Below are 20,839 nucleotides of genomic sequence, written 5' to 3' on the forward strand. Positions count from 1 at the left end.
CGGCACCACAACCGTCGCGGCCGGCCGGCCTCACGGCGAAGGAACGGTTCCTTTCGCGGCGCAGGTGAGGTCCGCGGCGGGCAGCGTTCCTGCGCGCAGGTAGGCGTTGACGGCCCGGTCGGCGCAGGGGACCGCCGTCCTGCCCTCGGCGCCGCGTCCGTACACGCCGTGCGAGCGGATGTCCGCGGTGATCAGGCGCGAGCCCGTGAGCTTGCGGTGCAGTGCCAGGGCACCTTCGTACGGGACGTTGTTGTCCTGCCGGGCCTGGAGCATCAGGACGGGCACCTTGTTGCCGATACGGGTGGCGGGCTCGCGGGGCTCGGTCTCCCAGAACGCGCAGGGCGCCGTCATGTCGTTGACGAGCGGGCCGAACACGGGCTGGCCGGCACGGCTGCGGACGATGTTCTTCCAGTACGTCTCCGGGTCCTTGGGCCAGCCGCCCGCGGGCCAGCCCCGGTCGCCGCACATGAAGACGGCCCCGCCGGTCATCATGTCCCCGAGCTCCGGCGAGTTGAGGAGCTCCAGCATCGCGGCGAGTTCGGGGTTCGGCTCGACCGGCTCGCCCGCCGCCGCGTCGGTCAGGGTGCGTACCGTACGGGCGAGGGCCGGGTCGTTCTCCTGGTGCTGGACGAACTGCCGCAGGAACAGGCGCAGCAGGGGCGCGCCCAGCCGGGTGCCGCCGATGGCGACGGGCCGGCGCCCGGCGCCGTCGAGGAGTGTCTGTACGGTGGCGCGCACCTGGGGGGCGGTGCGGCCGAGTCCGTAGGTGTCCGCGTGCCGGGCGGTCCACGTCGCCCACGCGTCGAGTCCTTCCTCAAGCGGCTTGCCCGCCCGGCGGAAGAGCTCGTACTGGGTGGCGTCGGGGTCGGTGGAGGAGTCGAGGATCACGCGGTCGGCCCGGCGCGGGAACATCTGGGTGTAGAGGGCTCCCAGGTCGGCGCCGTAGGAGACCCCGTAGTACGACAGCTTGTCCTCGCCCAGGGCGGCGCGGATCGCGTCCATGTCACGGGCGACGTTGCGGGAGGAGGCGTGCGGGAGCAGCGCCGCGTTCTCGCCGTGGGCGAAGCAGCGCCGGGCCGTCTCCCGGGCGCGCCGCACCGTGTCCTCGAAGTCCCGGCGGGGGAGGTCACTTGGCGGGGCGGGTCCGGCGGCGTGGCCGGACCGCAGGTGAGGGGGGTGCTTGCGCCCAGGAAGCGCGGGTCGAAGCCGATCAGGTCGTACCGGTCCGCCACGTCCTTCAGCGTCTGCCGCAGCCCCAGGGTGGTGGACAGGCCGGGACCGCCGGGGCCACCGGGGTTGGACAGCAGGATGCCGCGCCGGTGTGCCCGGTCCTTGGCCTTGACGCGGGAGACCGCGAGCCGGATGGTACGGCCGCCGGGGTGGGCGTGATCCAGGGGGACGGTCACCTCGGCGCACTCGGCTCCCGCCTCGTTCAGCTCCTGCTGGGCCGCCGGGCAGGGTCCCCATCGCAGAGTGTCCGACGGGCTGGGCCGGGCCGTCGCGGGGGCCGTGCCCGCGACCAGCCCGGCCAGGGCGAGCCCGGCCGCGAGCAGGGGTTTGACGCGCATGTTTCTCCTGGGGGAAGCAACGACGGTCGTGACCTGACGACATTAGGGGAAACCCGGGAGAGGGGACATGGGGTCAGCGGGACAGTGGATGCGGGGATTGCCCCATGGCGGACGGCCATCCGGCTTCGTACGGTGGGACGTTGGGCATCCGAGGTGGCGGATTGAGCATCCCTGGCGGCGGGTTGAGTACCCCGAGCGGCGGGCGGCCGGTCTCCAGGTACGGCCGGGCTGCTCGCGTACGGGCGACCGCCTGCGTACGACCAACTGCCTGCGTACGGCCAACTGCCCGCTGTCGTCCCTGTACCGGCCGGTCGGCGCCTCCGCCCCCGTCAGCGTCCCTGCCCCGGCCAGTGCCACTCCGCGACCTCCGGAAGGTCGGTGCCGTGCTCGCGGACCCATCGGTGGTGGCGGTGGCGCGCGTCCGCCATGGCCTGGCGGATGCCGGCAGCCTGCACCGCCAGGCCCGGCACCCGGTCGATGACGTCCATGACCAGCCGGTAGCGGTCCAGGTCGTTGCGGACGACCATGTCGAAGGGGGTGGTCGTGGTGCCCATCTCCTTGTAGCCGCGGACGTGCAGGTTCGGGTGGACGGCCCGGCGGTAGGCCAGTCGGTGGATCAGCCACGGATAGCCGTGGTACGCGAAGACGACCGGCGTGTCCGGGGGGAGCAGGGCGTCGAACTCGTGGTCCGCCATCCCGTGCGGATGCTCCTCCCGGGGCAGCAGTCGCGTCATGTCCACGATGTTCACCACCCGTACGGCCAGATCCGGCAGGTGTCTGCGCAGCAGGGACGCGGCGGCCAGCGTCTCCTGGGTCGGTACGTCACCGGCGCAGGCCAGGACGGCCTGCGGCCCGTGCCCGGCCCGTTCGGTGCCCGCCCACTCCCAGATCCCCGCGCCGCGCGCACAGTGGGCCCGTGCCTGGTCGACGGTCAGCCAGTCGAAGCACGGCTGCTTGCCCGCCACCACCACATTGACCACGTCGCGGGTGCGCAGTACGTGGTCGGCCACGCACAGCAGGGTGTTGGCGTCCGGCGGCAGATAGACCCGTACCGCGTCCGGGCTCTTGTTGAGGATGTGGTCGACGAAGCCCGGGTCCTGGTGGGAGAAGCCGTTGTGGTCCTGCCGCCACACGTGCGAGGTGAGCAGGTAGTTCAGTGCCGGAACCGGCGCCCGCCAGGGGATGCGGTGCGCCGTGCGGATCCACTTCACGTGCTGCGCGGCCATACTCGCCACGATGTGCGCGAACGCCTCGTAGGAGGAGAACAGGCCGTGCCGGCCGGTCAGCACATAGCCCTCCAGCCAGCCCTGGCACAGGTGCTCGGAGAGCACTTCCATGACCCGGCCGTGCCGCCCCAGGTGCTCGTCGGTGGGCAGACCGGCCGCCTGCCACGCCTTGTCCGTGGTCTCGTACACGTCCTGGAGGCGGTTGGAGGCGGTCTCGTCCGGCCCGAACAGCCGGAAGTCACGGCGGTCGGCGGTACGGTCCATCAGGTCACGCAGCAGACCGCCCAGCACGCGGGTCGGCTCGTGCGAGGTGGCACCGGGCTCGTCGACGGGCACGGCGTAGTGCACCGGGTCGGGCAGCGGCAGCGTACGGGCCAGCCGGCCGCCGTTGGCGTACGGGGAGGCGCTCAGCCGGCGCTCGCCCCGGGGCACCTGCGCCAGGACGTGCGGCCGTGGGCGCCCGTCCTCGTCGAAGAGTTCCCCGGGCGCGTACGAGCGCAGCCAGCGCTCCAGTTGCCGCCGGTGCCCGGCGTTCTCCCGGACACCGGCCAGCGGCACCTGATGGGCCCGCCAGGTGCCCTCGACCGGTACGCCGTCCACCTCGTCGGGGCCCGTCCAGCCCTTGGGAGTACGCAGCACGATCACCGGCCAGCGGGGGCGGGTGTCCGCGCCGTCCTGGCGGGCGGCCCGCTGCGCGGCGTGGATACGGTCCACGGCGGTGTCCATGGCGGCGGCCATCGCACGGTGCACCCGGGCGGGGTCGTCACCGGTGACGTACAGGGGGTCGTGCCCGTAACCGCGCAGCAGCGCGTCCAGTTCCTCGTCGGTCAGCCGGGCGAGCACCGCCGGATTGGCGATCTTGTAGCCGTTCAGGTGCAGGATCGGCAGGACGGCCCCGTCGTGCACCGGGTCCAGGAACTTGTTGGCGTGCCAGGACGCGGCCAGCGGACCGGTCTCCGCCTCGCCGTCCCCGATCACGCACGCGACCAGCAGATCCGGGTGGTCCAGCGCGGCCCCGTAGGCGTGCGCCAGCGAATAGCCCAGCTCACCGCCCTCGTGGAAGGAGCCGGGCGCGTCGGGCGCGGCGTGGCTGGGCACCCCGCCGGGGAAGGAGAACTGCCGGAACAGCCGCGCCATGCCCGCGCCGTCCCGCGACAGGTCGGGGTCCAGCTCCTGGTACGTACCGTCCAGCCAGGCACCGGCGAAGACGGACGGTCCGCCGTGGCCCGGCCCCCACACGCACACCGCGTCCTGCCCCCGGGTGCTGATCACCCGGTTGAGGTGGGTGTGGACCAGGTTGAGGCCGGGGCAGGTTCCCCAGTGGCCGAGCAGCCGGGGCTTGATGTGCTCGGGGCGCAGCTCCTCGGTGAGCAGGGGATTCCCGGTCAGATAGATCTGTCCGGCGGCGAGGTAGTTCAGCGCCCTCCAGTGCGCGTCGAGAGTGTGCAGGTCACTGTCCGACAGGTCGCTGCCGGTCACGTTGCTGCCGGTCACGTCGCTGTTGGCCAGGTCGTTGTCGGTCAGGTCGCTGTCGGTCAGGTCACGGCTGGTCAGCGGCTCGGGCGACTCCATAGGGCCCTCCGTCGGGAAACGGTGATCAGGGAGCGCCTCTCCACCGTACGGGGCCTCATGCGTACCTGCCTTCCCATGGCTCCCGTCTTCCGCGACCGGCCGCACGGCACCGTGGCGCCTCGCACGGTTCCCTCGCCACAGCACCGGCGTGCGGGCGGGGAATTGGCCGCCGGCGATGTCAGAGGCGGCCGGTAGCCTCGGGCACCATGGGAATCAAGATCGATGTGGTGGTGGACTACCCGGTCGACGATGAGGTGGAGAGGGTGCTCGGGCTGGCCGAGGCGGTCGGCGAGCCCGTCACCGTCACGTTCCGGTGGGAAGGGCGTCAGGCGGCGGAACACGCGGTGCTGGTGCCCGCGGCCACGCTGGCGCTCTGGGAGCACTGGGCCCCCACCGCCTATACGGCGAGTGACGCCGGGGAGGGAGAGCGGGGTGCGGCGGAGGAGCCGGAACTGGCTCACCCGGTGGAATGGGGCGCGTTCACGCTCTTTCGTCGTCGCACAGGAGGGCGCACGGCGGTGGCCCGCGAAGGCGTGGTGGTCGCCGAGCTGCTGAACCCGGACGAGGCGCACTGGCTCCAGGAGAAGGCCCGTGATGTCCGCCAGGGCTTCATGGATCCGAAGCAGAAGGCGGCGTTCGAGGAATTCCTCGCCCGGCAGGCATCCCTTGATGAGCAGTGATGTGAGCAGTGACGCGCAGTGCTGTGATGCGCAGTGCTGTGACGCGCAGTGCAGTGATGCGCCGGCTCATGCTTCGCGGCTTCGTCGTTGATCTCCGGGCTCCGGTCCGGTCACGGCCTGCGGGACGCCGTCGACGTACGAGGGACTTCTTCGGCGTACGGCTGGAGGCGGCGCGGTGCCCGATGCGGCAGGACCGGGGCGGAACCGGCCGGAAAAGGCGGCGGCGCGCAATCCACCGTGCGCGGGTGCCGTAGAGAGGCGAAACTCGGGTACGGGGGCCGGAGGACCATCAGCCACCGACCTTTCTCAGGAGGCACACCGTGGAGCCACAGACGATGACGTGCCGCACGCCCGGACCGGACCGCGACCCCACGCCGCCGGTACCGACCCCGCCGCCGGGACCCGGCGGCCCGGAGCCCGGCCCGGTCCCGGGTCCGACGCCGGGACCCACGCCCCTGCCGCCCGATCCCGTGCCGCCGGACCCCGTGCCGCGTCCTCCGGGCCCGGACCCGGTGCCCGAGCCGTCGCCCGCCCCCGGCCCGCTGACCTGAGCGGACCGCCGCCGGGGCACGGGTCCCGGACGCACGGTTCCGTACGGGCGGACGCCGGTTCCGTACGGCCGGTTCCGCACGGGCGGTTCCGTACGGCGGCGACGGCCGTGTCCCCGGCCGGCCCGGGGGCACGGCCCGGCCGCTCCTGCGTACACCCCCATAACGCGCATTACCTCCCTACCCACCTTCCTGTCCCGCCTCATCGAGGAGGTGTCCCTCCCATGGCCATCGCCACGGTCAACCCGGCCACCGGCGAAACCCTCCAGACCTTCGACCCGATCGACGCGGGCGAGATCGAAGACCGCCTGGTCCGGGCCGAGCAGGCGTTCCAGGAATACCGCGGCACGTCCTTCGCCCGGCGCGCCCAACTGCTGCGCCACGCCGCCGACCTGCTGGAGGCCGAGCAGGACGCCATCGCCCGCACCGTGACCACCGAGATGGGCAAGCCGCTGGCGGCGGCCCGCGCGGAGGCCGCCAAATGCGTCAAGGCGATGCGCTGGTACGCCGGGCACGCCGAGGAACTGCTCGCCGACGAGCACCCGTCGGCCGAGGACGTCAAGGACTCCGGAGCCGCCCGCGCCTATGTGCGCTACCGCCCCCTGGGTCCCGTCCTGGCCGTCATGCCCTGGAACTTCCCCCTGTGGCAGGTCATCCGCTTCGCCGCCCCTGCTCTGATGGCCGGCAACACCGGTCTGCTCAAGCACGCCTCGAACGTCCCGCAGACCGCGCTCTACTTGGAAGACCTCTTCCACCGGGCGGGCTATCCGGGGGGCTGCTTCCAGACCCTGCTGATCGGCTCCGGCGCCATCGAGGGCATCCTGCGCGACCCGCGGGTCGTGGCGGCCACGCTGACCGGCAGTGAGCCCGCGGGCCGGTCGGTGGCCTCCGTCGCCGGGGACGAGGTGAAGAAGACGGTGCTGGAACTGGGCGGCAGCGACCCGTACATCGTGCTGCCCTCCGCCGATCTGGAGCGGGCCGTCGGCACGGCCGTCACCGCGCGCGTACAGAACAACGGCCAGTCCTGCATCGCCGCCAAACGCTTCATCGTCCACCAGGACGTCTACGACGACTTCGCCGCACGGTTCACGGAGCGGATGGCGGCCCTGAAGGTCGGTGACCCGATGGCGGACACCACCGACATCGGGCCGCTCGCCAGCGAGCAGGGCCGCTGTGACCTGGAGGAACTGGTCGAGGACGCGCTCGGGCACGGCGCGACCGCGCTGTGCGGCGGCCGACGGCCGCCGCGGCCGGAACAGGGCTGGTTCTACGAGCCGACCGTGCTGTCCGACGTCACCGCGCAGATGCGCATCCACCGCGAGGAAGCGTTCGGGCCGGTGGCCACCCTCTACCGGGCCACGGACCTCGACGAGGCCGTGGCGATCGCCAACGACACTCCCTTCGGCCTCAGTTCCAACGCCTGGACGCGGGAGGAGTCCGAACAGGAGCGCCTGGTACAGGACCTGGAGGCCGGCGGGGTCTTCTTCAACGGGATGACGGCCTCGCACCCCGCGCTGCCGTTCGGCGGCGTCAAGCGCTCGGGGTACGGGCGCGAACTCGCCGGGCACGGCATCCGCGAATTCTGCAACGCCACGACCGTGTGGTACGGCGCGGACGGCTGAGGGTCCCGGCAGCGGGAGCGGTCCCCGGCCGGCAGCGGGAGCGGTCCCCGTCCGGTGGCGAGCACCTGGCCACCGGCGGTCACTCCGCCCCGGTGGGCTTGCGTTCCTCCTCCGGGGCGTCGAACTCGCACCACAGGGCCTTGCCCGACCCGCGCGGCTCCGCGCCCCAGCGGTCGGAGAGGGCCTCGACGAGCATCAGTCCCCGTCCGGAGGTGGCGGTTTCGCCGGGGTCGCGGCGCCGCGGCATCTGGCTGGACCGGTCCTCCACCTCCAGCCGGATGCGGCGCGGCGGGCCCGGAGACAGTTCCATGCACACCTGGGCGCCGCTGTCGGTGTGGGTGAGCGCGTTGGTGATCAGTTCGGTGGCGGCGATCTCGATGTCGTACGCCAGGGCGCCGGCCCGCCACTGGTCCAGGGCCCGGCGCAGCGCGCAGCGGACCTCCGCCGCACCGCCCGGGTCCGCCTGGTGGACGCGCAGGCGCAGCCGCGGGGTCGTGGTGGTCCCCGGGCACGGCAGCCGGCGCAGCAGCAGGAGCGCCATGTCGTCGTCGGAGCCCGGCTTCGCCCACAGTGTGTCCGAGAGCTGGTCGGCGAGGGATTCCAGGTCCGCCGGTCCCTCCCGTACGGCGGCGCCGAGCGCTTCGATGCCGGCCGAGATGTCCTGGCCCGGCTGTTCGACCAGGCCGTCGGTGCACAGCAGCAGAGTGGAGTCCGGCTCCAGGAAGAGCTGGGTCTCGGGGAAGTGGTCGTGGCCGAAGGCGGTGGCCAGCCCCAGCGGCAGACCGCCGCGGACCGGGGGCCAGTCGACGTGGCCGGCCGCGTCACCGATCAGCGGGCCGAGGTGACCGGCCCGGGCCACGTACAGGGCACCGGACTCCAGGTCCGCCTGGATGTACGTACAGGTCGCGAAGCGGTTCGTCTCCAGGTCGGCCAGGAAACGCGAGGCCCGTACGAGGACGGTCTCGGGGGTGTGTCCCTCGGTGGCGTACGCCCGCAGCGCGATGCGCAACTGGCCCATCACGGCGGCGGCATGGGTGTCATGTCCCTGCACATCGCCCACCACCAGGCCGGTCCTGCCCTGTGGCAGCGGGATCACGTCGTACCAGTCACCGCCGATGTCCCGGCCGGTGCGCGCGGCGTGGTAGCGGACGGCGACCTCGGCCCCGGAGATGTCCGGCACCCGGCGCGGCAGCATCGCCGCCTGGAGGCCCGTGGCGAACTCCCGTTCCTGGTCGAAGAGCATCGCCCGCTGCAAGGACTGGGCCACCACACCGGCCAGCGCCAGCGCGAGGTTGCGGTCCTCCGCCGAGTGCGCCTTGGGCTCGACGTGCAGCAGGGCCAGCGCCCCTATGACCCGGTCCTGTGCCACCAGAGGCAGGATCGCCGCGCTGCCCAGCGGGATCCGGTCCGTGTACGGGCGCAGCCGCGGGTAGCGCGCGATCAGCTCGGCGCGCGAGGCCAGGAAGCAGGGGCGGCGGGTGAGGACGGCGTTGGCCAGCGGCAGCGACGTGTCCAGCCGGGAGTGCATCAGCTCCTCCGGCGCCTCGCCGAGCAGGCCCGTGGCCGCGATGACGTCGAAGCGCCCCTTGTCGACCAGGCCCAGGATCAGCGCGTCCGCGCCGAAGCGCCGGGCGCCGCCGGGGCCGGCCAGCACCCGCGTCACGTCCTCGACCGACAGCGCGCGGGCCAGCGCGGCGGTGGTCTGCTGGACCATGACGGTCTGCCGCTGCCGGTTTTCCTGGAGCGAGCGCAGCAGCGCCGAGTCGGCCAGCTCCGTCGTCGCCTCCCGGACGATCCCGATGATCCGGTAGGACCGGCCGTGTTCGTCGGCGAGGATCCTGCCCTGGGAGTGGGTCCACCGCGGGGTCCCGTCACGGCAGTGGACGCGGAAGTACGCGCCGTAGGTGGCCGCGCCCTCCTGGAGGGCCTGGGTGACGGCCGCGTCCAGCCGGTACGCCTCCTCGGGCGGCATCCGCGCGGCCAGCGACATCGGCGACCCGTCGTACTCCTCCGGCCGCAGGTCGAAGACCTCCAGACCGTTGGGGTCCAGCTCCATGATCCCCCGGTCGAGGTCCCAGTCGAAGGTGCCCGTCCGGTTGAGTGCGAGCCGCTCCCGCAGGCCGATGTGGTCCAGGCCCGCCGCCCCGGGGACGTCCCGTTGCTCGTTCGGGGCGCCCGGTGGCGTGCCGTGCCGTCCGCGCGGCGTCACCTCCCGCACCCCCGGTGTGCCGGGGGGCACGGGCGGGGGCCGGGAGCAGGGCACGGCGGCAGGGCGGCCCCGGCCGGCGGCGGCACCGGGACGGCGCGGGACGCCGTCCTCGGTCGCGGGCCGCCGGCCGGGCACCGCCTCAACCGGGAAACGGCCATGCGCCCACCATAGGCCGGGGCCCCCACCTGCGCATTTTCGCCGGCCGCCGGCTGTTGCCGTTGCCATGGCTGCTGCCCGGCGGCTGGTCCCTCCGCCCGTCTGCCCGCCCGTTCGTCGAACGCTGCTTGTCGTCTGACGTCTGACGTCTGACGTCTGACGTCTGACGCCTGACGACACCTGTCGGCCGTCGGCTGCCGCCCTACGTGAGGGCCCCGGCAGCCGCCGCGACCGGGGTGGTGGTCCGGGTGCGATGGGCCAGGACGGCCTTGCGGGTCGCGATGTCGACCGTATAGGCGTCGATGGTCAGGGCCTGCGGCCCGGCTTTGAGCACCATGAAGCCGTGGCGGGAGAAGTCCTGCCAGGCGGCCGGGTGGCCGAAGTGGGCCCGGCCGTCGCCCGTCTTGGCGGCGGCGCCGCACACGATCTGCCGGGTACCGCCCGTACGGGCCGTGGGCTCAAGGACCTGCAGGGTGTGGTCGTGGCCCGACAGGATCAGGTCGGCGCGTCCGCAGACCACCTCCTCGTACAGCTCCTTGAGGTGGACTCCGCTGGTGTAGTGCCCGATCACGAAGCCGTCGTAGGCCCCCGCGCTGCCGTGCCGGCCGTTGTTCAGGTAGGGGTGGTGGCCCAGCACCACCTTCCAGCGGGCCCGCGAGCCCTTGAGGGCGGCGTCCAGCCAGGCGCGCTGCTCGCGCATGTACGGGCCGTTCCAGCGGTAGTGCGGGTCGGTCTGTACGACGGTGGAGGCGACCGGGTTGGTGTCGAGGGCGAAGAACTCCACGAGCGGCTCCTGCCCGCCCGTACGGCCCGCGCTGCCGGGGCTCGTCGCGGGGAGCGCGAGGTTGTAGTAGCGGGCCGGCATGTACCAGCGGCGGGAGGACGCGGCGTAGGCGACCTCCCGGTCACCGCGCGAGGGATCGCCGCCGCTGCCGGGTATCAGACCCGAACAGTCGTGGTTGCCCAGGACCATCAGCCAGGGGACGTCGATCCCGTCGTTGGGCTTCTCGAACTTCTCCTGGAACTCCGGGTCCCGGTCCGACTCGGGGCCGTTCTCGTAGATGTTGTCGCCGAGGCCGACGGCCAGGGACACCCCTTCGGCGCGGCAGACCTCCCGGGCCGCGGCGGCCACCGCGTACTGCGCCTGGTCTCCCGTCCCGGCGTCCCCGGTGACCAGGACGGCGAACTCCCCCGAAGCGCCGGGCGCGGCGGGGAGCGGGAAGCCGTGGGCGCCGCCCGCGCGGGGAGCGGCGACCGCCGGTGTCCGTGCTCCGTACGGCAGTACGGCCAGCGCCGCGCCCGCCACCGCACCGCCCAGCAGGGTCCGCCGCCCGACCGCGCCCGCGTACGGGGCGCGTGCCGGACCCGGGGTGGCTGCTTCGCGCGCGAAGGCGCCCTCCGGCAGACCCGGTCCGCCGGCCCGCAGCCACTGTTCCTCGGTCATGTCCGCCCGCGGCGGTGTCAGTTCGTCCTCGCACATGGCTGGTTTCTCTCATGATCGGCCAGGCACGTGGTGACGAACTGATGAACGAGCTGTGGACGTATGGCGGCTTCGGGGCGCGGTGGTACGGCCGGGGGAGGGGTGCGGTGCGGCCGGCGGCCCCGTACGTCCGGCGGGTCTCAGCCGGCCAGCCGCCGCAGCGTCCGGCCGCAGTGGCGCGCGTACCAGCGCTGGAGGAAGGGGACCACCGGGCCGGCCAACCGGGTGTACCAGACGGCCGGGCGGCTGAAGGCGGTGACGGTGAACCGGACCGAGCCGTCCGCCCGCAGTTCGACCATGAACGCCTCCTCGCCGCACTCAGGGTGACCCTGCACAGTGCCGTACGCGAAACCCGTGCGCTGCGGTCCGTACGTGGCCGACACGACCCGGCACGGTGCGGCCAGCCGGACGGGCCCGATGCCCAGGGAGACCTCGACCGCCACACCCGGTTCGGCGCGCGGCGCGGAGGCGCTGATCCCCACGCCCGACGCGCGGTGCATCCGGAATGTGGTGACCGCCTCGCCCGCGGCCTCGAAGACCTTCCGGCCGTGGCCGATCAGGACTTCTTCGTGCAGGTGGTGGTAGCCGGGCGGCAGCGGGGAGCGGGCGGTGGCGCCTTCCTCGGGGTAGCTCAGGGGGGTGGCGGTGCGATCGGGGCCGTTCATGCGGCTGTCCTGCCTTTCGGTGCGGAGCCGGGTGTGGGGGCGGTTGCGGAGCCGGGTGCGGGGGCGGTGGGCGGGGTGTGGTCCGGTCCGGCGGACGGCCGGCCGGCGGAGTGCTGGATACGGCCCCAGGCGAGCAGCGCGCACAGCGCGAAGCCGAGGGCGTTGCCCAGTCCATGGGTGGCGGCCATCCACCCCAGGGTGGGGTGTGGCAGGCCGGTGGCCTCGCCGAGCGCCCAGCTCAGGGCGAGCAGCATGGTCGCCACAAGGACGGCCGCGCTGACGCCGAGCAGCGCCCGGGTCGTGCGGTCCGGGACGGTGCCCCGGACATCGCGCCAGGTGAGCAGGCCGACCAGCCACATACCGGCGGTCAGGACGAGAGCCCCGGCCAGTTCGGCCCAGTCGTCGACGAAGTAGCCGAGGAGGACGAGCAGGGTGCCCGCAGGGACGCTGAGCGCGGCGAGCCGGCCGCTGCGCCGTCCGGTGGCGTGGCAGACCAGCCCGGCCGTCAGCGCGGCGGCGAAGCCGGCGAAGTGGAAGTGCGGCACGGTCAGCGACAGGATACGCAGATCGAAGCCGCACAGCCGGTGTCCGGCGCGTTCGGCCACCAGGGCGGTTCCGGCGACGGCCGGGGTCACCAGGGCGGTGAGTACCGCGATCTCCCGGGGCGCCAGGGAACGCGTACGGATCAGGCGGTACGGCGCGTGCAGCGCGAGCAGGAGCGTGGCCGCGGCGTACGCTCCGGCGAGCGTGGCGGCCAGTGGCCCGCGCGGCAGCCACAGGGCGGTGCTTCCGGCGACGGCGGCCAGGGGCCAGATCCGCCGGACGCGGCGCAGCGGGCCGGGGCGTGGGCCGTCGATCAGGGCCAGGCCCATCGGCACCACGGCGAACATTCCCAGCATGACGATGAGATTCACCAGTACGGTCACGGCTTCCCGGCCTTCCCGCCGCTCCGGCGCCCGCCACCGCACGCTTCCCCGACGACCTGTGGCCGGTCGGTCAGGTGGTGCGGCGGGCGTGCTGCCCTGCGGCGTTCTGAACGTGTTCAACTGCCGACACGGACAGTACGCCGTGAATTGAACGCGTTCAACAGTGGGGGTGCGGAAGTGGGGAGAGGGCTGGTGCGGATGCGGATGCGGGTCCGGGCGGCGGGATGGAGTGGCGGAGCGGGGGCGGTGTGGTGGAGTGCGGGCGGGGCGGCGCTCAGAGGTCCATGGACCCGTGGCGGCCGGCGCCCGCCGCGAAGCGGGCCGCGCCGGTGAGCGAGTCGTGCAGGGACTCCGTGCCGTGGCGGTATTCGGCGGCCATCGCCGCCTCCTCCGGCTGTCCCTCCTGATCCAGTACGGAGGCGCGGTCACCGCGCAGACACCTCTGCGGGAAGCGGGCGAGCGCGGCGGCCAGCCGCTGGGCCTCCGCGCGGGCCCGGCCGCGCGGCACCACACGGTTGACCAGGCCCATTCCCAGGGCCTCGGGCGCCGCCACCGGCCGCCCGGTCAGGATCATGTCCATGGCGCGGCCGGTGCCGATGAGCCGGGGCAGCCGCACCGTACCCCCGTCCATCAGCGGCACTCCCCAGCGGCGGCAGAACACCCCGAAGACCGCGTCCTCCTCGGCGACCCGCAGGTCGCACCACAGTGCCAGCTCCAGTCCGCCGGCGACCGCGTGTCCGCTGACCGCGGCGATCACCGGTTTGCTCAGCCGCATCCTGGTCGGACCCATCGGCCCGTCGCCGTCCGCGGCGACCCGGCTGCCGCGCCCGGTGCCGACCGCCTTGAGGTCGGCGCCCGAGCAGAACGTCCCGCCCGCGCCCCACAGGACGGCCGCACTCGCCCCGTCGTCCGCCTCGAACTCCCGGAAGGCATCGGCGAGTTCCTCGGCCGTCGGCCGGTCCACGGCGTTGCGGACGGCGGGCCGGTGGAGGACCACCGTCGTCACCGGCCCCGAGCGTTCGACGCGTACCGTCATCCGCCTATCCCGTTCCGTCGGGGCGCGCCGCCGTTCCGCCGGGCCGTCGCGCGCCGGACCGCCCGCCGTCCGTCGGCACTTCGCGCGTCCCGCCGGACGGCAGCCCGTGGAACATCACCTCAGCAGGCTTCGCGCCCTCCGGCAAGACATCGCGCCGTGCTCCTTGCGCGACGCGCTCCCCCCTGCCGTGCCCGTCCTTGCCCACCGGGGGCCTCCCTCGGCCTCTCCTTGCCGCCCTTGGTCCCCGGGCATCAGCCCTCGGAGGTCTTGGGCCGTGCGCGCTCCAGGATCGACGTCAGGTCGGCGGTGACGGGCAGCGTGCCGTAGGCGTGCCCCCACTCCCCGCCGAGCCGCGTGGCACAGAAGGCGTCGGCGACGGCCGGGGGCTGTGCCGTACGAGCAGGGAGCCCTGGAGCGCCAGCGCCATCCGCTCCGCCAGGGAGCGTGCCGTGAGCTGGGCCCGCTCCGGGTCGGCCGGGGTGCCGGACAGCGTCGCACGCAACCCGGCGACGGCCGCGTCCAGCCGCCGGTCGGCGCCCGCCGCCGCGTCCACCTCGGCGAAGAAGGCGTCCAGCGTGGCCGGTTCCTTGCCCAGTGCGCGCAGCACGTCCAGCGCCGCCACGTTTCCCGAGCCCTCCCAGACGGACAGCAGCGGCGCCTCGCGGTACAGCCGCGGCATCCCCGACTCCTCGATGTAGCCGTTGCCGCCCAGGCATTCCAGTGCCTCGGCGGCATGGCCGCTGCCCCGCTTGCACACCCAGTACTTGCCGGCCGCCAGCGCGATCCTGCGCAGCGCGGCAGCACCCGCGTCCCCGGCCTGCGCCCCGTCCACGACCGCCGCCAGCCGCATGGCCAGCACCGTCGCGGCCTCGGACTCCACCGCGAGGTCGGCCAGGACCGCGCGCATCAGCGGCTGTTCGTCCAGCATTCGCCCGAACGCCCGCCGGTGGGCCGTGTGGTGCAGGGCCTGCCGCAGTCCCGCCCGCATCCCGGCGGCCGTACCGATCACACAGTCCAGCCGGGTCAGGTTCACCATCTCCACGATGGTCGGCACGCCGCGCCCCGGCTCACCCACCGGCCACACCACCGCCCCGTCGTACTCGATCTCCGCGGAGGCGTTCGAGCGGTTCCCCAACTTCTCCTTCAGGCGCATCAGATGCATCCCGTTGCGGCTGCCGTCGGGCAGCACCCGCGGGAGCAGGAAGCAGCTCAGCCCCTCGTCCGTCTGGGCCAGCACCAGGAACACATCGCTCATGGGGGCGGAGGTGAACCACTTGTGGCCGGTGATCCGGTACGTGCCGTCACCGGCCGGTACCGCCCGCGTGGTGTTGGCGTGTACGTCCGAGCCGCCCTGTTTCTCCGTCATCGACATGCCGGCGATCAGACCCGCCTTGGTCAGCGGGGGCCGCAGGCCGTAGTCGTACGTACGGGAGGCGAGCAGCGGCTCGTACTGCGCGGCGAGGGCGGGGGCGGCCCGCAGTGCGGGCACCGCGGCGTACGTCATGGAGACGGGGCAGCCGTGCCCCGGCTCGGCCTGCGACCACACGTAGAACTTCGCGGCGCGGACGAGGTGGGCGCCGGGGCGGGCCTCGGCCCAGGGCGCGGCGTGCAGGCCGTGCTCCACCGCCGCCGTCATCAACTGGTGCCAGGCCGGGTCGAATTCGACCTCGTCGACGCGGTGGCCGAAGCGGTCGTGGGTACGCAGCCGGGGCGGGTGCTCCTCCGCTGCCCTGGCCTGCTCCTGCACCGTGTCCGTACCGGCGAGCGCGCCGAGTTCGCGCACCTCCCGCTCGCCCCATCCGGCGCCGTGGCGGCGCAGTGCCTCCAGCAGGGCCGGGTCGTCCGCCGTGCTGAAACCGGTCAACGGCGGTGCCTGGTTCAGGACTTCATGAGTGGCGGTCATGGCATCGACGTTACAGAGATCCGACGCGCGTGAGAAGACTGTAATGGCGAGATGATGGGCCCGGATAGGATTCCGTGCCGGTGGCAGTTCCGGGGGCGGTTCCGGTTCCGGTCGCGGTTCCGGGGCGGGAGCGGACCTCGACACGGATTCGGAGGGGCGCGGATGCGCGGGAGTGCGGGCGAGGCCGATGCCGGGCGTCTGGTGCTGCGGCCCCTCACGGCCCGTTCGATCGTGCTCAGCACCCTCCTCGGCCACCACCCGCCCCGGCTTCCCGCCCGGGCCCTGGTACGGGTCGGCGAGCTGTTCGGCGTCGCCGAGGGCACCGTACGCGTCGCGCTCTCCCGGATGGTCGCCGCCGGGGACCTGCGGCAGGACGACGGCTCGTACGCGCTGACCGCCCGGCTCCTGGAGCGCCAGGCCCGGCAGGACGAGAGCCGTTTCCCCACGACGCGCCCGTGGACGGGGGAGTGGGAGATCGCCGTGGTCACCGCCGAGCGCCGGGCGGCTGCCGAGCGCACCGCGCTGCGCCGGGCCATGGCGGATCTGCGGCTGGCCGAACTGCGCGAGGGCACCTGGCTGCGGCCCGCCAACCTGCCGCGGACGCGCCCGGGCGTCGTCACCGCGCAGTGCACCTGGCTCACCGGCGCCCCGGACGGCGACCCCGGCGCGCTGGCCCGCGGCCTGTGGGACCTGAAGGGCTGGGCGCGGCGGGCGCGGGCGCTGCTGGCCGCGCTGGAGCGGGCGGGCTCCCTGGCCGAGCGCTTCACGGTCTCGGCGGCGGCGCTGCGCCACCTCCTCGCGGATCCGCTGCTGCCGGAGCTGCTGCTGCCGCCCGGCTGGCCGGGCACCGAACTCCGCTACCGGTACGGGGCGTTCGAGTCGGAGCTGGGGGACGTGCTGCGGCAGTACGTGACGCCTGGGGTGTGACGATGTAACGGCGTTACGGGGTTACGGAGTGCATGGGCCGTTCGGCTCTCCCTCCGGGACCGCGGCCCTCGTATTCCCCGGCCCCTTCCGTTCCGGTTCCGTTCCGGTTCCGCTCCGGACCGGTGGATCCTCCGAGCGGGGGCGCATCTGCCAGGTGCTCACTAAGAGATCAATTGCAGATGAGAGGGCATCTGGCCTACGGTGCCGCACATGCAGTCCTACACCATCGGTCAGGCGGCGCGTCTGCTCGGCGTCAGCCCCGACACGGCCCGCCGCTGGGCGGACGCCGGCAAGGTCCCCACCTACCGGGACGAGGCCGGCCGCCGGCTGATCGACGGCCGCGACCTGGCCGCCTTCTCCACCGAGCTGGCCCGGAGCAGCGGCGGCGAGGAGGACCCCTCCTACACCTCGGCCCGCAACGCCTTCCCCGGCATCGTCACGGCGATCAAGCTCGGCGACGTCGCGGCCCAGGTGGAGATACAGGCCGGGCCGCACCGGCTGGTCTCCCTGCTGACCCGGGAAGCGGTCGAGGAACTGGGCCTGGAGGTCGGGGTGCGGGCCACCGCCCGTGTGAAGTCGACCAATGTCCATGTCGACCGGCTCTGAAGCGTCCGCACCCCGGCGATCCGCCCGCCGTCCCCCACCCGATTCCGTATCCGCCCTGGTACCTGCCCTGTCTGCCCTGCCCACACCGCCTGTCTCACCCGCCCTGCCTGTCCTCCCCGTCCCCCAGGAGCCGACCATGCGCCGCGTCCCCGCCCGTACCTCCGCCGCCTCCCCCCGGTCCGCCGTCCCTTCCTCCGGCCGGCGCCGTGCCGCGGCGGCCGTGCTGGCGGTCGCGCTGATCGTCCCGCTCGCCGCCGCCTGCGGTGGTGAGGACAAGAGCGGCGCACAGGGGAAGGGCGAGAGCGGCGGTACCCGGACCACGATCAAGGTGCTCGCCGCGGCCTCCCTCACCAACGTCTTCGCCAAGGCGGGCGCCGCGTACGAGAAGGACCACCCCGGCACCACCGTGAAGTTCTCCTTCGCCGGCTCACAGCAGCTCGCCGCGCAGGTCAACCAGGATTTCCCCGCGGACGCCCTGGTCACCGCGGACACCAAGACCATGGACGGGCTCAAGGGCAAGACGTCCGCACCGGCCGTCATCGCCAGAAACCGGCTGGTGATCGCCACGGCCGACGGCAACCCGAAGAAGATCAAGGCGCTCAAGGACCTGGCGGACAAGAAGCTCAAGGTGGTGCTCGCCGCACCGGCCGTTCCCGTGGGCCGCTACAGCAAGAAGGTCCTGGACAAGCAAGGCATCGAGGTCCAGCCGGTCTCCCAGGAGCAGGACGTGCGCGGGGTGCTGAGCAAGGTCGAGCTGGGCGAGGCCGACGCGGGCATCGTGTACGCCACCGACGCCATGACCGCCCCCGGCAAGGTCGACGCCGTGGCGATCCCCGACGACCAGAACGCCGTCGCCCAGTACCCGGCGGCCACCTTGAAGGTCTCCCAGCACACCAAGGAGGCCGACGCGTTCGTCAAGTGGCTCAGTGGCGCGCAGGGGCAGCGGATCCTGCGCGACGCCGGGTTCCAGAAGCCCTGATGGCGGGCGCGCGCGCCCCTTGGCGCAGCCACGCGGCCGGCTCCGGGCGGGGCCGGAGCACCGCGCCCGAGGACGGCCGGGAGCCTGGCCGGGAGCCGTCCGCCGGCCACGGCGGTCAGGGCCGGCCGGACCACGGCCCCGGCCACGGAACCGGGCGGGAGCAGGGCGGCCGGCCGCTGTCCGCCCGCCGGCGCAAGGCCGTCCCCGGCCGGCGGGCCCCCCTGACCCTGGCCGTGCCCGCCGCCCTGGCCGTGCTGTTCCTGCTGGTGCCGCTGGCGGGCATCCTGGCCCGTACGTCCTGGGGCGACCTCGGGACGCACCTGACCGCGCCCGAGGTCACCCAGGCGCTGCGGATCTCGCTGGTGGTGTCCCTGTGGGCGCTGGGCCTCTCCCTGGTCCTGGGCGTGCCCCTGGCGTGGCTGCTGGCGCGCGTGGACTTCCCCGGCAAGTCCTTCGTACGCTCCCTGGTCCTGCTGCCCATGGTGCTGCCGCCGACCGTCGGCGGGGTGGCGCTGCTGCTCGGCTTCGGGCGCCGCGGGCTGCTCGGCGGCTGGCTGGAGGACCACTTCGGCGTCCAGTTCCCCTTCCACACCTCCGGCGCGGTGCTCGCCGCGACCTTCGTCTCGATGCCGTTCCTGGTCATCAGCCTGGAAGGCGCGCTGGCCGGGCTGCACTCCCGCTACGAGGAGACCGCCGCTTCGCTGGGAGCCTCGCCGCTGCGGGTCTTCCGTACGGTCACGCTGCCGATGGTCGCCCCCGGCCTGGCCGCCGGAGCGGCGCTCACCTGGGCCCGCGCCCTGGGCGAGTTCGGGGCCACGATCACCTTCGCCGGAAACCTGCCGGGCGTCACCCAGACCCTGCCCCTCCAGGTCTATCTGCTGCTCCAGGACAGCCCCGAGGCTGCCACCTCCCTCTCCCTGCTGCTCCTGGCCATCGCCATGGCGGTGCTCACCGCGCTGCGCGGCCGGTGGTCGGGCGGCGGGGCGGGCGGCGCCACGGCACGGGGGCGCGCCGGTGGCGGCACCCGGCGGACGGTCTTGGGCGCTGTGGGCGGCAGGGGTGGTACGGGCGGTGCGCCGGGCGGGCCGGCCGGAGGGGCACGGGCGGCGCGGGGAGCGGCGCGCCGTACGACGTCGAGGGGGCATCAACACACGACGGACCGGCCGGGACCACGGCAGGCACCCCGGGCGGGCCGGACGGGACCGCGGCCGTCGGGGAGTCCGCCACCGGCCGCGGCCCGAGCGCCGGTTCGTGCGGCCCCGGCCCCCTGCGTCACCCCGGCCCCCGCCACCCCAGCCTCGGCGCGGCCGGCGGTCCGGGACAGGCACCCGGGCCCGGCGATGCGCCCCCGGACGCCCGCTGGCCGCTGCGTGCCCGCATCACCGGCTTCACCCGCCTCACCCTGCACGCCGACCCGGGCACCACCATCGCGGTCGTGGGGCCCAACGGCGCCGGGAAGACCACGCTCCTGCGCGCGCTGCTCGGCCTCACCCCCCGGGCGCACGCCGAACTCACCCTCGGCGACCGGGAGGTCACCGCGCTGCCCCCGCACCGCCGCGGTGTCGCCTGGGTCCCCCAGGACGGCGCGCTCTTCCCCCACCTGACGGCGCTGGGCAACACCGCGTACGGGCTGCGCGCCCACGGCGTGCCCCGGGCCGAGGCCAGGCGGACGGCGGGGGAGTGGCTGGACCGGCTGGGCGTCGGGCATCTCGCGCACCGCAGGCCCGCCCAGCTCTCCGGCGGCCAGGCCGGCCGGGTCGCGCTGGCCCGCGCGCTGGCCGTACGCCCCCGCCTGCTGCTGCTCGACGAGCCGCTGGCGGCGCTCGACCAGAGCACCCGGGCCGAGGTACGCCACACCCTGCGCCGCCACCTCGCCGGGTTCGGCGGCGTCTGCCTGATGGTCACCCACGACCCGGTCGAGGCGGTCTCGCTCGCCGGGCGGGTGCTGGTCCTCGAAGACGGCCGCCGGCTCCAGGACGCGCCGCCCGCCGAGGTCTCCCGGCACCCGCGCTCGCCGTGGGTGGCCCGGATGCTCGGCCGGAACGCCTGGCCCGGCACGGCGACCCGCGAGGGGCTCCAACTCCCGGGCGGGGGGAGGCTGGTGGCTGCCGAGCCGCTGGCCGAGGGAACCGAGGCGCTGGCGGTCATCGGGCCGGAGGCCGTGTCCGTGCACCGCGAGCGGCCCTCGGGCAGTCCGCGCAACGTCTGGCCCGGGCACATCCGGGAGATCGCCGGGCTCGGCAGCCGGCTGCGGCTGCTCATCGGCTCGCGGGAGGTTCCCGACCTCGCCGCGGAGATCACTCCGCAGGCGGCGGCGGAACTCGGGCTGGCCGAGGGCGGCGCCGTATGGATCAGTGTGAAGGCGACCGAGGTCACGCTCGTGCCGGTCTGAGGCGGACCCGCTCCGGCCCCCACAGCATAGGTACCTAGGTACCTATGCTGTGGGGCTGCCGGGACTCAAGAGGCGGACCGGGCCGGGTGGGGCCGCCATCCCGGACCGCTGCGCCGTGGTGTGGGGCCCGTGCGCGGTCCGTGCGCACTCCCGCCGCACCCGGGCCGTGTACGGCCGATGCGCTCGGTGGACATCCCCGCCGACGGCCCGTGATCACCGTACGGCGGCCGGCGCGTGCTCCTTTGCGGGGCCGGTGCGCCCCTGCCGTGCGCACCACCGGCCGACCCGGCGGTATTCCCCACGGATTCGGCGGGCCGGGGGCAGAACGGAAAGGCGAGGCGCTC

12 protein-coding genes and 2 pseudogenes are annotated in these 20,839 nt (G+C 74.0%); 6 read left to right on the forward strand and 8 right to left on the reverse strand.

The features are described 5' to 3' along the window. Nucleotides 1–30: 30 nt before the first annotated feature. Together KGS77_RS31415 and KGS77_RS31420 are read right to left on the reverse strand one after the other, a co-directional pair. Nucleotides 31–1,098 (reverse strand): alpha/beta fold hydrolase, encoded by a 1,068-nt coding sequence (locus KGS77_RS31415; RefSeq protein WP_242586533.1) that lies wholly within the window; start codon nucleotides 1,096–1,098, stop codon nucleotides 31–33. Between the two features lie 799 nt (nucleotides 1,099–1,897). Further along, the gene (locus KGS77_RS31420) at nucleotides 1,898–4,366 is read right to left on the reverse strand and encodes a phosphoketolase family protein (protein ID WP_242586535.1); all 2,469 of its coding nucleotides are present in this window, start codon (nucleotides 4,364–4,366) and stop codon (nucleotides 1,898–1,900) included. A 206-nt stretch (nucleotides 4,367–4,572) separates the two neighbouring features. Between KGS77_RS31420 and KGS77_RS31425 the strand changes: the two genes are divergently transcribed. Together KGS77_RS31425 and KGS77_RS31430 are read left to right on the forward strand one after the other, a co-directional pair. Further along, the gene (locus KGS77_RS31425) at nucleotides 4,573–5,046 is read left to right on the forward strand and encodes a hypothetical protein (RefSeq protein WP_242586537.1); all 474 of its coding nucleotides are present in this window, start codon (nucleotides 4,573–4,575) and stop codon (nucleotides 5,044–5,046) included. 772 nt (nucleotides 5,047–5,818) lie between these two features. Next, nucleotides 5,819–7,216, forward strand: a complete 1,398-nt coding sequence (locus KGS77_RS31430) for an NADP-dependent succinic semialdehyde dehydrogenase (protein WP_242586539.1) — start codon at nucleotides 5,819–5,821, stop codon at nucleotides 7,214–7,216. Between the two features lie 79 nt (nucleotides 7,217–7,295). Here the strand turns inward: KGS77_RS31430 and KGS77_RS31435 are convergent, their stop codons facing one another. From KGS77_RS31435 to KGS77_RS31460, 6 genes and pseudogenes are all read right to left on the reverse strand, one after another. Continuing rightward, nucleotides 7,296–9,425 (reverse strand): SpoIIE family protein phosphatase, encoded by a 2,130-nt coding sequence (locus tag KGS77_RS31435; protein WP_242586540.1) that lies wholly within the window; start codon nucleotides 9,423–9,425, stop codon nucleotides 7,296–7,298. A gap of 358 nt (nucleotides 9,426–9,783) precedes the next feature. Beyond that, nucleotides 9,784–11,061 (reverse strand): metallophosphoesterase, encoded by a 1,278-nt coding sequence (locus KGS77_RS31440; protein ID WP_242586542.1) that lies wholly within the window; start codon nucleotides 11,059–11,061, stop codon nucleotides 9,784–9,786. 140 nt (nucleotides 11,062–11,201) lie between these two features. Next, nucleotides 11,202–11,726: a DUF1990 domain-containing protein gene (locus KGS77_RS31445; protein WP_242586544.1), complete on the reverse strand. Its 525-nt coding sequence runs from the start codon at nucleotides 11,724–11,726 to the stop codon at nucleotides 11,202–11,204. Further along, on the reverse strand, nucleotides 11,723–12,652 hold the full coding sequence (locus tag KGS77_RS31450) for a YndJ family protein (RefSeq protein ID WP_242586545.1): 930 nt from the start codon (nucleotides 12,650–12,652) through the stop codon (nucleotides 11,723–11,725). Before KGS77_RS31450 ends, KGS77_RS31445 begins: the two co-directional genes overlap by 4 nt. Before the next feature lie 274 nt (nucleotides 12,653–12,926). After that, nucleotides 12,927–13,688, reverse strand: coding sequence for a crotonase/enoyl-CoA hydratase family protein (locus tag KGS77_RS31455; protein WP_242586547.1), 762 nt, complete (start codon nucleotides 13,686–13,688; stop codon nucleotides 12,927–12,929). Between the two features lie 251 nt (nucleotides 13,689–13,939). Next, a pseudogene (locus KGS77_RS31460) lies at nucleotides 13,940–15,591 on the reverse strand (acyl-CoA dehydrogenase family protein). 162 nt (nucleotides 15,592–15,753) lie between these two features. Between KGS77_RS31460 and KGS77_RS31465 the strand changes: the two are divergent. From KGS77_RS31465 to KGS77_RS31480, 4 genes and pseudogenes are all read left to right on the forward strand, one after another. Further along, nucleotides 15,754–16,518 (forward strand): PaaX family transcriptional regulator C-terminal domain-containing protein, encoded by a 765-nt coding sequence (locus KGS77_RS31465; RefSeq protein ID WP_242586556.1) that lies wholly within the window; start codon nucleotides 15,754–15,756, stop codon nucleotides 16,516–16,518. A gap of 210 nt (nucleotides 16,519–16,728) precedes the next feature. Then, nucleotides 16,729–17,124 (forward strand): helix-turn-helix transcriptional regulator, encoded by a 396-nt coding sequence (locus KGS77_RS31470; protein WP_242586558.1) that lies wholly within the window; start codon nucleotides 16,729–16,731, stop codon nucleotides 17,122–17,124. 136 nt (nucleotides 17,125–17,260) lie between these two features. After that, the gene (gene modA / locus KGS77_RS31475; protein WP_242586559.1) at nucleotides 17,261–18,103 is read left to right on the forward strand and encodes a molybdate ABC transporter substrate-binding protein; all 843 of its coding nucleotides are present in this window, start codon (nucleotides 17,261–17,263) and stop codon (nucleotides 18,101–18,103) included. A gap of 233 nt (nucleotides 18,104–18,336) precedes the next feature. After that, nucleotides 18,337–20,495 (forward strand): annotated as a pseudogene (locus KGS77_RS31480) (ABC transporter permease). Nucleotides 20,496–20,839 lie beyond the last annotated feature (344 nt).

This window comes from Streptomyces sp. MST-110588 (assembly GCF_022695595.1).
Classification (GTDB): domain Bacteria; phylum Actinomycetota; class Actinomycetes; order Streptomycetales; family Streptomycetaceae; genus Streptomyces.